At 38.1% G+C, this 11,915-nt stretch carries 4 protein-coding genes; 1 reads left to right on the top strand and 3 read right to left on the bottom strand.

Annotation, left to right across the window (positions count from 1 at the left end):
• Window positions 1-130: 130 nt before the first annotated feature.
• From APB85_RS17285 to APB85_RS08235, 3 genes are all read right to left on the bottom strand, one after another.
• Window positions 131-274: a hypothetical protein gene (locus APB85_RS17285; protein ID WP_156100706.1), complete on the bottom strand. Its 144-nt coding sequence runs from the start codon at window positions 272-274 to the stop codon at window positions 131-133.
• 414 nt (window positions 275-688) lie between these two features.
• On the bottom strand, window positions 689-2,020 hold the full coding sequence (locus APB85_RS08240; RefSeq protein ID WP_037314492.1) for a site-specific integrase: 1,332 nt from the start codon (window positions 2,018-2,020) through the stop codon (window positions 689-691).
• Between the two features lie 274 nt (window positions 2,021-2,294).
• Complete coding sequence (locus APB85_RS08235; RefSeq protein ID WP_103294439.1) at window positions 2,295-10,451, bottom strand: malectin domain-containing carbohydrate-binding protein; 8,157 nt, start codon at window positions 10,449-10,451, stop codon at window positions 2,295-2,297.
• A gap of 587 nt (window positions 10,452-11,038) precedes the next feature.
• Here APB85_RS08235 and APB85_RS08230 point away from each other — a divergent pair.
• Entirely contained in the window at window positions 11,039-11,701 is a 663-nt protein-coding gene (locus APB85_RS08230) for a haloacid dehalogenase type II (RefSeq protein WP_057481150.1), read from the top strand.
• Window positions 11,702-11,915: the final 214 nt, after the last annotated feature.

Here is an 11,915-nt window from a genome sequence, read left to right as displayed (position 1 = left end):
TGTGATCCTAATTGGTCACCTACGTTTTTTGTGGTACAAACTTTTACTATTCTGATTTTAGCTATTTATTTATATTGTAATATCACCCCAATTTCATAAGAATCAGTTCAATACTACGACGGAAAAGACTTCACAATTCCTCGCGCTCTATATTACGTATAGTAATACTATCCAGACGACCGTCTATAAGTTTCCGACTAATGAGCTGAGTGTCCATCCTGTCATTTGTGGTGTATTGCTCCTTTCCTTTACGGTCTGTATCAGCGGGATTCACTAATAGGGATTTCCCTCTAAAGGTCTCAAAGCTGCGATAGGCACAATAGAATAATCTTAATAATATCAATTAAAATATAAAGTTCATTCTGTAGTCACTTCACCACAATATTTGATAAAACGAAATAACCAAGTCTGGGCTATGGCGACCATATTTATCCCGGTTATCATAAGGTTTTATTCTGAATAATTTTAATTAATATTAAATTTCAGGGAATTCGGACTTTCAAAAAATGTTGTACCCAGTCCAAAAAAAAAGATTTCAATTTCTTGAAACCTTGTCAATGCCAGTAGAGGGACTTGGACTCGAGAGACCTTCTGGTTATAAACTTGGTATTACCAAATGTCAGATATTTATCAACGGTTGATTAACCATCATAAATCATGTTATTACAGACTTTTAATCCATATAAATTTAAAAATTAATAACTTCATCAAGTGCTTCATCAGCATCCCGGTGCATAAAATTAGCTTGATAATTCAAGGTAGTTTTTAAATCACTATGACGATAGAGCTTTTGTAACATTAATGGATGAATTCGATCGCCAGCAATATTACCAAAGCTATGCCTAGCAATGTGATTAGATAAGTTTTTTTCGATTCCACATTCCGTGGCAATTAGCTTTAAGCATTTATTAAAAACCTTCGTAGCACTTTTTGTTTTTATATAAATTTGTTCAGCATCCTTAGGATTGGTATTTCTTAAAAAGGGGAATACAAAACCTTTATTAAGGTGTTTCTCCTTTTTGTAATAATTTAAAATTTTTTCCGCTTTCAAAGGAATTTTAAGGCTGAGTGCTTTTTCATTTTTGTTCATCACATAATAAAGACGATCGTCCTTAAAATCAGACCACTTCATTTTAACCACATCGGAAATACGAATTCCTGCGAAATAAAAAGAAAATAACCATATGTTGTGCGTATGCCAGATAGAAGTATTTTCCTCCAATTTCAACTGTTCAATTTTCTCAACCTCTTCTACGCTAAGTCCTACTTTATTACCAGAACCAATTCTAATTTTTTCCTTATCTCCGGCAAAAGGATAATATTTTTGATCAATAATTCCTTGCTTAATTGCTAAATTAAACAGGGTTCTAATTAAAATAAGCTGATTAGTAATAGTTCTGGTTTTTTGTCCTAAATAAGAATAGCAAAAGGTTTTGTATTTATTAATGAATACTTCATCGATATCTCTAAAAGAAAGAGCTTTACTTTTTTTGAAATGCTCTACCCCATCCATCCATACATATTTATTACGACGAGCATTACTGATACGTTTCAATCTGCGTTCCTTTATATCCTCAATGATCGCTGACTTCCTTTTAGTCCTTTTAAAGTTTAAAAATTCTTCAATATTATACAGTATAGATAAATCACCTTTTGCAACTGAGAATATTCCCCTCTCATATTTTTCCATTATACGTTCAGCCGCTAATTCAAAAAATGATTTTTGCCCCCTGGCTCCCTTTAATTTTTGCTTGATCTGTTTTGGAGTAACACGATCTTCAGAGTGGAAAAATAGGTTATTAGCCTCAACCATTTTCTTCATTAAAAAAATGTTGAGCTGTTGCGAGTTTGGATGACTATTCTTAGCCATTCCAGCATTTTTATCCCAATCTTTTTCAAAAACATACTGTCCAAGCCACTTGTAATTAGTTTTATAATTCTCACTAATTCTCAGTGCTAGAGGAATTCTTCCATCTTTTCGAATCATATTCTTCCTTAAAACTATTTTTATACTAGCCATAACTATTTAATTTAGAACTTTATAAAGATAAATAATTAGTTTAAAAACTAGTACAGAATAAGTACAGAATAAGTACAAAATCACTTGATTTTAACAGAATTCAATTGATTGCAAAAATTACGTATTTAACTGATAATCATATATTTTAACGGTTTTTAATCTATTTGGAATAACTACTTGTCGATGTTCATAACCCGGAGGTCCCGAGTTCAAATCTCGGTCTCGCTACTAAAAAATCCCTTCTTTTCAGAAGGGATTTTTTTATTAGTAACAATTATCTTTTAACAATCAAGTTCAAATTTATGTATTTACTCTGGTTTGTTTTTAACTTCACTATATACACTCCAGAAGGGAGCGTAGCTACATCAAAATTATAAATACCAGACTCTTCATTCTCAGGGAAAGTATATGTTCTAGAAAGTATCCCACTATAATTGTAGACATATATTTCTTCTACAATTACTTCTGGATTTGAAATTTGAATAGTTACCTCGTAAGCTGCTGGATTAGGATACATTGCTACAGAAGATATAGAACTTTTTAAAGTGCTAGTTAAATTACCTTGAAGAGCAACTGTTTCGATTGCACCAGAATCATAGTAAATAACCAGATTTGCAGTTTCATTTGCGGTATCTCCGAGGAAATTTAAATGAACATTGTGATTACTATTTGGTTTCAATAATCCGTGGATTAAGTTTCCAGAAGTAATTACAAAATTTTCTTTGTTTGGTCCTGTAATCTCCATCGAAGTAATAATCTTACCGATATTACCACCAGTTACCGAAATAGAAACCTGCGAACCAGAGTCATTTGGGACTTGCACTGAAGACGGAACAGTTAGCGAACTTTCAATACTTAAGATCCCTATGGGCTCATCTACTCCTAAATATTCCATATTTTTCTGATTACCTCCTCCAAGTTTAGGCGATCCTGACAAAGTAAAAACTCCCATACCTGAAACTATTGCTTGTGTTCCATGTCTTTCGTAATTCAAATCTTCCATTCTTTCCCAACTTCCAGTTATTGGATCATATTCTTCAGTGATTTTAAGGGCTCCGCTTATATTCTCCCCATATACTATTTCATTGTCGACCTCTCCACCAATCACCAAAACTTTTTCATCATAATTTACCACAGAAGCCGCTGCTCTCGGTGTAGGTAGATTTTTATTAGATGGAAGTGTACTCCAGGTAGCTGTGCTAAAATCATAAACATCAACTTCAGGTATGACTGGTTTAAAAGTACCACCATTACCGCCTGATAATCTTCCGCCAATAGCATATAAATTATCGCCAACTACAGCGGCGTGAAAATGATCTCTGGCTCTTGGAGCATTAACTAAAGGGGTCCAGGTTCCGGTAGCAGGATCAAATTCATCAAACCAGGCAACCGCACCACCATTGTGTCCATCGCTATTACCTCCAACGATATAAAATTTATCATTATATACTACTAATCCTGCAGAGCCACGCTGTCTTTCTGAGGGAATTTCCGTACCTTTAATCCACTCTTTTGTTGCTGGATTAAAAATCCAAATAAATTTTTCTGGAACTTCTGTAGGAAATCCATTATCACCAAAAGCGCCAATTACCCATATTAATCCCTGATATTCAACTGCCTGAAAATGATTAAATTCAAATGGTAAAGAACCGTTTAGAGATGTCCAGGTATTAGAACTATAATCATAAATATCTACTGTCTTAGCATTCTCACGACCTCCGAGTAAATAGAATTTATCTCCGGCTTGAACAAAGGAGCATTCATGTCTCGCTGTATAGTTTTCACTTTCATTTTTAAGAATCCATTTTTCAGCGGTTTCTGAAATTTCCCAGTTATAACTAAGCGCTACCGCATCATTGGTTTCAGCATCGCCATCATCTACTGTTACCGTAACGGTATAAGGACTGTTTACAGCTGTACCGGAACTGATCGTTCCACCTATTTGTCCATTGGTAGGTTCTATAGTCACTCCCGCAGGAGCTCCGCTTATGCTATAGGTTAGATTACCATCACCACCACTAGCAGAAACTAACAGGCTACCATCTAAAACATCTCCCTCAAAATTCACCTGGTCTTCAATTGCTGATACCTTAATTGGAGTACTGGGGACTCCCGAGGCCACTCCCAGGATCTCTATACCATTGATCAAAGGATTTTCAATTGCTCCATGAATAAAAGATATCTCTAAAAGCCCATCGGTGACTTCAACTTCTTTAATGATAATCCCGCCAACCTGATGACCAAACCTACTCGAAAGATCTATATCATCCAGGGAAGGATTTACTACTCCTTCGATCGAAATATCAAATATTCGTTTTCCTACAGCAGAGGTTCCCGAATAACTATTCCCCATATACAAACGCACCTCATACATACCTGCTTTATCCACGGGAAAAGCGTAGGTCATATTAGGAGCCCCGGAACCGCTATCGTAACGCTCGGTATTGTAAATACTTACCGGCGTGGTAGCTTGATCTACCTCGTTATTATAGCTCGTCATTCCTCCTGCATAAGTGTTATTGTTTCCAGCCTGAGTTAAGTATATCGATTTATTAGCTTTGGTATCCTGCTCCCAATTTAATTTTCCGTCGATCGCAGTAATAGCCGGTCCCCCGGCATTTACACGATACAGGACTTCATCTGCCACCTGTTCCTCAATTACACTTACGTTAAAACTCTGCTCTATAAAATTCGAATCAGCATCGGTAGCACGAATCGTAATAGCTGAAACCGCAGGTGAATCAGGATAGCTAATAGTGAGTGTGCTGCCGGATATTATAGCTCCAATGACAGTGTTGGTGTTGCCTGAGACGCTATAGGTAAGATTCTCAATACCCTGGTTATCGTCAAAATAAGATAAAAGACTAATATTTTCTGCTACAACCCCTACTGTTCTTTCTATATCTGGAAGTTCTGAAGCGATGGTGGGACTACCAGAATTGATCTCCCAGTTAAAACTAAGCGCTACCGCATCACTGGTTTCAGCGTCGCTATCATCTACTGTTACCGTAACGGTATAAGGACTGTTTACAGCTGTACCGGAATTGATCGTTCCACCTATTTGTCCATTGGTAGGTTCTATGACTACTCCTGAAGGAGCTCCGCTTATGCTATAGGTTAGATTACCGTCACCGCCACTAGCAGAAACCGCCAGGCTACCATCTAAAGCATCTCCCTCGAAATTCACCTGGTCTTCAATTGCTGTAACCTCAATAGGAATACCAGATTTAACCTCCCAGTTAAAACTAATCTCTACCGCATCACTGGTTTCAGCATCGCTATCATCTACTGTTACAGTAACGGTATAAGGGCTGTTTGCTGCTGTACCGGAACTGATCGTTCCACTTATTTGTCCATTGGTAGGTTCTATGACTACTCCTGAAGGAGCTCCGCTTATGCTATAGGTTAGATTACCGTCACCACCACTAGCAGAAACTGCCAGACTACCATCTAAAGCATCTCCCTCGAAATTCACCTGGTCTTCAATTGCTGATACATTAATTGGAGTACTGGGGACTCCCGAGGCCACTCCCAGGATCTCTATACCATTGATCAAAGGATTTTCAATTGCTCCATGAATAAAAGATATCTCTAAAAGCCCATCGGTGACTTCAACTTCTTTAATGATAATCCCGCCAACCTGATGACCAAACCTACTCGAAAGATCTATATCATCCAGGGAAGGATTTACTACTCCTTCGATCGAAATATCAAATATTCGTTTTCCTACAGCAGAGGTTCCCGAATAACTATTCCCCATATACAAACGCACCTCATACATACCTGCTTTATCCACGGGAAAAGCGTAGGTCATATTAGGAGCCCCGGAACCGCTATCGTAACGCTCGGTATTGTAAATACTTACCGGCGTGGTAGCTTGATCTACCTCGTTATTATAGCTCGTCATTCCTCCTGCATAAGTGTTATTGTTTCCAGCCTGAGTTAAGTATATCGATTTATTAGCTTTGGTATCCTGCTCCCAATTTAATTTTCCGTCGATCGCAGTAATAGCCGGTCCCCCGGCATTTACACGATACAGGACTTCATCTGCCACCTGTTCCTCAATTACACTTACGTTAAAACTCTGCTCTATAAAATTCGAATCAGCATCGGTAGCACGAATCGTAATAGCTGAAACCGCAGGTGAATCAGGATAGCTAATAGTGAGTGTGCTGCCGGATATTATAGCTCCAATGACAGTGTTGGTGTTGCCTGAGACGCTATAGGTAAGATTCTCAATACCCTGGTTATCGTCAAAATAAGATAAAAGACTAATATTTTCTGCTACAACCCCTACTGTTCTTTCTATATCTGGAAGTTCTGAAGCGATGGTGGGACTACCAGAATTGATCTCCCAGTTAAAACTAAGCGCTACCGCATCACTGGTTTCAGCGTCGCTATCATCTACTGTTACCGTAACGGTATAAGGACTGTTTACAGCTGTACCGGAATTGATCGTTCCACCTATTTGTCCATTGGTAGGTTCTATGACTACTCCTGAAGGAGCTCCGCTTATGCTATAGGTTAGATTACCGTCACCGCCACTAGCAGAAACCGCCAGGCTACCATCTAAAGCATCTCCCTCGAAATTCACCTGGTCTTCAATTGCTGTAACCTCAATAGGAATACCAGATTTAACCTCCCAGTTAAAACTAATCTCTACCGCATCACTGGTTTCAGCATCGCTATCATCTACTGTTACAGTAACGGTATAAGGGCTGTTTGCTGCTGTACCGGAACTGATCGTTCCACTTATTTGTCCATTGGTAGGTTCTATGACTACTCCTGAAGGAGCTCCGCTTATGCTATAGGTTAGATTACCGTCACCACCACTAGCAGAAACTGCCAGACTACCATCTAAAGCATCTCCCTCGAAATTCACCTGGTCTTCAATTGCTGATACATTAATTGGAGTACTGGGGACTCCCGAGGCCACTCCCAGGATCTCTATACCATTGATTAAAGGGTTTTCAATTGCTCCATGGATAAAAGATATCTCTAAAAGCCCATCGGTGACTTCAACTTCTTTAATGATAACACCGCCAACCTGATGACCAAACCTACTCGAAAGATCTATATCATCCAGGGAAGGATTTACTACTCCTTCGATGGAGATATCAAATATTCGTTTTCCTACCGCAGAGGTCCCTGAATAACTATTCCCCATATACAAACGCACCTCATACATACCTGCTTTATCCACGGGAAAAGCATAAGTCATATTAGGAGCCCCGGAACCACTATCATAACGCTCGGTATTGTAAATACTTACCGGAGTGGTAGCTTGATCTACCTCGTTATTATAGCTCGTCATTCCTCCTGCATAAGTGTTATTCATACCTGCCTGAGTTAAGTATAACGATTTATTAGCTTTGGTATCCTGCTCCCAGTCTAACTTCCCATCGATCGCAGTAATAGCCGGTCCCCCGGCATTTACACGATACAGGACTTCATCTGCCACCTGTTCCTCAATTACACTTACGCTAAAACTCTGCTCTATAAAATTCGAATCAGCATCGGTAGCACGAATCGTAATAGCTGAAACCGCAGGTGAATCAGGATAGCTAATAGTGAGTGTGCTGCCGGATATTGTAGCTCCAATAGCAGTGTTGGTGTTGCCAGAAACGCTATAGGTGAGATTCTCAACACCCTGGTTATCCTCAAAATAAGATAAAAGACTGATGTTTTCTGTTACAACCCCTACTGTTCTTTCTATATCTGAAAGTTCTGAAGCGATGGTAGGGCCATCGGAAATTACATTTAGAAAGTCCCAAGTACCTTCCAGCTCTACTCCAACAGTATTCGAAGTACCTATCATCCCAACAGCCAAATCCTTATTTGCATCTTGTAAAGACTGTAAAATTGGTCCCTTAGCGGTAATAATTCCTGCTGTCACTTGAACTCCGGCATCAAATGAATATTTAAAAACTACCTCACCATTGGAGGGGTTTACCACAAAATAAAACGATACACTACTATCTGGCCGCTCTAAAACAGGAATATTTATGCTTATAGGCGTCTGAGGAATATCGTTTACTTCTTGAAGAGCTACTAGACCATTGGGTGTAATAACGAATTTTATATAATTACTCTGAGTTCCATCACCTATAAAAAATCCGAGTTCTCCATTAGAAGGAGAATTAGAACCATATAGTTGTACAGGACCATTAAAATTAGCGATTCCACCTTCTACTGTAAATATACCTGAGTTAGAATTAACCTGAACGCCGTATTGAAAACCTTTTTCCTGACTATTACTAGAACCGAATGCGGTTCCAGAAGTCATCTGCATGGTCATGGCCCCAATTGCTCCTCCAAGAATATCATTATCATTCGGGTCATTTGGATCATCACGCCTATCCAACCAATTCAACCAATTAGGATTAGGCATTCCATTATTCATTATCCCGGTTAAACCAAGGCCTTTATAACCTCCTAATTCTGTATTACTCGAGAAAAGCTCATTGATTACAGGAAGTAAAAATGCATCACTCCCTGATTCTTGTGGATCCCCCAATTGAAATGGGTCATTTTCATCCAGTATTCCATCTGCATCATCATCCAAATCATTTAGGTCAGAAATATTGGAGCCATCGTTAGACTTATCAAAATCGTTTGGCTGTGAACCTCCATTACAAGGATCTGTGCCATTATCTTCTTCATCCTGGTTGGTATAACCATCAAAATCATAGTCGGCATTCGCATCATAACCAGGATCTCCAGGTAATTTACATTCTCCAAAATCTTGGGGCTCTAGCACTATAAGTTTCCCGTTTAAGGTAACTACCCAAATCGTTCCTGGAAATATGTCGTTATCGTTGTTACAAGTTACCCCTAAAGCATCTCCGCCCAATCCCGATACAAAAGAAGGAGTTAGCTTGCTCAGGCTTCCGTCTGGTTTTAGTTCCACTCTTCTTAATACCCCGGTATTAACTCCAGCTATAAGATTACCTTTCATTGCACCATTAAAATTGCTGGCTGTATATTCATCTATCCCATTGGTATTTGTTCCCCAAGTAGTAATAATATCATCTACCGGCCCATCAGGGTTAGGTATTCCAGGGCCTCTCCAGTCTCCTTCCACAGGGTTCGCAACAGCCACAGGTGGCCAATCGGCGGGAAGTCCAATAGTTGGATCATTAGTAAAATCTCCGGTATTCTTTGTAGGATGGTATTTTTTAGTTCTAAAAATAGCGCCGGTGGTGCCATTTTTAGAAGGATTGGTATAAAGACCTGCTCCAAATGGATTCGCTCTAACAGGAGTTGGATGCCCGCCATAAAAAGTACCAAATGAATAATTTTGGATATTCGGAGTAATTAATTGCAAATGATCCAAATTATTTACTTTCTCTCCGCCTGAAGAAACTGTACTACCAGGTTCGTTCGGATCATAATCATTGGTAGCATTCCCCCCTCCCTCATTGACCGGGAATCCTCCCCAACCTCCATTTGAACCATTTTCTGTAACATACACAGCCCCAGCTTCTGTCAACACCAAATCATAGCAATTCCTAAACCCGGGAGAAAAAATTTGCACCGGCCCTCCCGGTACAATTTTAGCCTGATTCAGTCCATCGTTACCGCCAAATGGATCGTTTATATCCACTCCATCATATCCTGCAATATCAGGATTGGTAATACCATTTTTATTTGGACGAGTTGGATCATCAAGAGTAGGAAGATCATATAAATATTTTCTGCCATTATCGATTTTGATGGGTAAACTGTTTATCATATCCAGGTTAACCGATAATATCGCAGCTGATAAGGCATATTCTGTGGTATATGCAAAATTTATTGAAGGTGCACCGGCATTCGTGTGTCCACCCTGAGCTACAATTAGGTAGTTCACTCCATTTATAGTGGCTAATTCCATCCCGTTAGTAGCATGGTTTTCTTCTGAACGGGGAAGGCCGCGAACTATATCTACTACATCCCATGAACTTCCATTCCAACTGAAACGGGTAATTATACCTGAATTAGTATCCAGGTTAGTATCTCCGCTTCCACCCCCGCCACCTCCACCGATTCTGAAATCACTGGACGCTACATAAATCACAGGGTTGGTGGCCGTACCGCCAACGGTAAGGCCCGTGGTTTCTCTTAATGTTGTACTGTAGAGACTACCGTCATCGTTGTGATCCTGAATAGATGCTATATCTGAAAGAACTTCACTTTCAAGCACTTTATAATCAGTTCCTGATGTGCGTTGAATAGTAAAAATTTTGATAGCTCCTGTATATTCAGCTACATATAGACGCCCGTCTGGTCCAAACATTAATGAAGTACCATTGGAGATTGATCCCTTACCATTAAAATTCAAATTGCTCTGGGAGAAACTTTGTCCGTATAAATTTGTACTGAAAATAAATGCGCATATTATTACTAATAAAATAATATTCCATCCCCTTAAAAAATAATTTTTTTTCATCCCGATATAATTTTTCAAAAATTAGATTTCAGTAAATAATTCAATCAAAACTAGATGTTCATTATCCAGGGGCAGAGATATGTTATAGAACAATTAATTCCAGCTTTTAAAAATTCAATTATACTACTTTAAGACTATTATTAACTTAATAACAAACTTGTTGGGGATTACAATTAGTACTATGTATCAATCAACAAACGGGGTTGGGCCAATTGATTACAAACTTTAGGGGCAGTAAAAGAAATTAGGGAATGATTCGGGGAGATTTTATACAACTAAATTTAGTAAAAAAATTGCTATTAATTTTAAAAGATGAAAAAAATTATAAACCTTAACAAATTAGCAGTCAATAGAGATAAGCACTAAATTATGGATTATAGTTTAAACAAATCTACTCTATACAACCTTAAACCAACCGAAAGCTTTTGCTGCACAAGTTAGCTCGGTTGGTTAGAATTTGGAATCCATAATCCAGACCTTCCCGAGTTCAATTCTCGTTCTCGCTACTAAAATGCGTTCTTTCAGAAATTATTTTTTATGCGATTATCTAAAGAAAACCTATCTTTCCTCTTCAAAATCTATTCTTTATGAAGTCGGAAATCATAATCTTCGATGTAAATGAGACCCTCTTAAACCTCTTTCCTTTAAAGGAAGAAATAAATGCAGCCCTGGAAAATGAGATGGGCTTTGAAGTATGGTTTCCAAAATTACTACATTACTCTTTGGTTGAAACTACTACGGGAAACTACAAGAATTTTACTGAAATAGCTGCTGCGACTTTTAAAATGATTGCGGGGAAATTTGATAAATCTTTTACCAATTCAGAAATAAAGAATATACTTTCTGAGATCACTAAACTTCCTCCCTACCCTGATGTGAAACCCGGCCTGCAACAATTAAAAAACTCTGGCTATAAGCTTATCGCTTTTAGCAACGGTAAACCAGATGTATTAAAATCTCAACTTGAATTTGCCGAAATAGACTCTTTCTTTGATGGAATCCATAGTGTTGAAGAAATTGAAAAATACAAACCACACCCGAACAGCTATCAATATATACTAAGTAAATACGAAACTAAAGCTAAAAACGCTTTAATGGTTGCGGCTCACGCCTGGGATATTCTTGGTGCAAAAAGAGCAAATCTTAAAACCTGTTTTATTGAAAGACCAGGAAAAAGTTTTTATCATTTAGCCAAAAAACCAGAAATTACAGTTTCCGGTATTGATGAGATTGCTGAAAATTTGAACTAAAAACTTTAGGTTTTCACAATCAAAAGTTATTACAAAATCAACCTAATAGTCCTTCATTCCCCTGATAATATTTTTTTCTTTTTTAGGCATTAAATGAATAAATACTTAACGATTAATTTACCTTAAATTAACCTTCCGCCAGTTCTTATTACTTAACTTATAAATTCCTATTTAACTGAATACTAACAAGATAATCTGGTTAAAAAAGAATACT

It is taken from the genome of Salegentibacter mishustinae (assembly GCF_002900095.1).
Lineage (GTDB): Bacteria > Bacteroidota > Bacteroidia > Flavobacteriales > Flavobacteriaceae > Salegentibacter > Salegentibacter mishustinae.
Note: the sequence above shows the minus strand (reverse complement) of the source record. Positions and strands in the feature narration are given on the sequence as shown.